This is a genomic window from Moorena sp. SIO4E2 (assembly GCF_010671945.1).
Taxonomy (GTDB): Bacteria; Cyanobacteriota; Cyanobacteriia; order Cyanobacteriales; family Coleofasciculaceae; genus Moorena; species Moorena producens.
In genome coordinates this window covers 1-1397 of sequence record NZ_JAAHIE010001221.1, presented here as the reverse complement: position 1 = coordinate 1397, position 1397 = coordinate 1, and the positions used below count along the sequence as shown (strand labels likewise).

The window sequence follows — 1397 nt, the reverse complement described above, 5'->3', positions numbered from 1 at the left end:
ATTACCTGGAAAGCTGATTATGTAGCAGTTGTTAGTGACGATGAGAGCAAGGTAGATATCACCGGCTGGGTAACGTTGGACAATCGCAGCGGTGCTACCTATGAAAACAGTCAGTTGCAGTTAATCGCTGGGGATGTTCGTCGGGTGGAAGAATATGAACAAGCACAAGTGATGATGTTAAAATCTGTCAAGGCACGATCTGCCCAGCCTCAGTTTGAAGAAGAAACGTTTTTTGAGTATCATCTCTACACCTTGGATGGCACAACTACTGTACAAAATAATGAAACCAAACAGATGACATTACTTTCTGCAGCAGAGGTACAGGTAAACCGTAAACTGATATTTGATAGTAGCAAACAGTGGTATTATAGTCGTATAAATCCTCCAGGGCAAGGAGAGGACAGCCACCAGGATAAAGTTAATGTTATCCTAGAGTTGGCTAATACTAAAACTAATAATATGGGGATGCCTTTGCCTAAGGGAAAGGTAAGAGTTTATAAAGCTGATCGGCGCGGTAACTTACAGTTTTTAGGTGAAGACTTAATTGATCATACACCAAGGGATGAGGTGGTCGGTTTATATATTGGTGACTCCTTTGATGTAGTAGGCGATCGCAAACGCACGGCTCACAAACAAATCTCTAACAGGGTGACAGAAGACAGCGTTGAGATTTCCATCCGCAATCGCAAAGAAGACCAAGCACAAGTATGGGTTGTGGAACGATTTAGTGGTGACTGGAAAATTTTAAAAACCAGCCATAGTTACAATCAACTAGATGCAAAAACAGTAGAGTTTCCGATTAGTATCAACCCCGGTGAAGAAGTTAAAATAACCTATAGCGTGATGATCAAATACTAGTGCCCCTCGCACTATATTATTTCAAAGGTTGGTGGGCATTGCTCAGGTGAATTCGGGCAGGGTTGGGAGTTGGTTTCAAGCAATGCCCACCCTACCAAATGCGATCTGCGCTTGGTGGGCATTGCTTATGTGAATTCGGGCAGGTAGGGGAGATGGGAAACAGGCAATGCCCACCCTACCAAATGCTGCTAATGTATGTCATTGAAGGATTGGAAGTTTGAAATAACCAATGCCCACCCTACTAAATGCTTCTATAACTATAGCAATAAAAAAAATCGGTCAAGCTCTGGTTAACTCCAATGCTTGACCGAATTCTATGGTATAAGCTTCCAATACAGCTGAGCTGCACTCAAATCTAGATAACTCTTGATCAATTAGTAGATTCTGATCGAGTTAGCTATCAGCTATCAGCTATCAGCTATCAGTTATCAGTTATCAGCCAAAGGCTTGTGGCCAAGGCTGACCGCTGACCGCTGACCGCTGACCGCACCTCAAGTAGCGTGCGCGTAGCGCATATGCTGACCACAAAACAACTTTCA

1 protein-coding gene is annotated in these 1397 nt (G+C 43.3%); it reads left to right on the top strand.

Translation table 11 applies throughout. The annotated features are described in order from the left end of the window. Positions 1-858, top strand: an 858-nt coding sequence (locus F6K37_RS42375; RefSeq protein ID WP_502887842.1) for a DUF4139 domain-containing protein, incomplete at its 5' end; no start/stop codon positions are given. Between the last annotated feature and the right edge of the window lie 539 nt (positions 859-1397).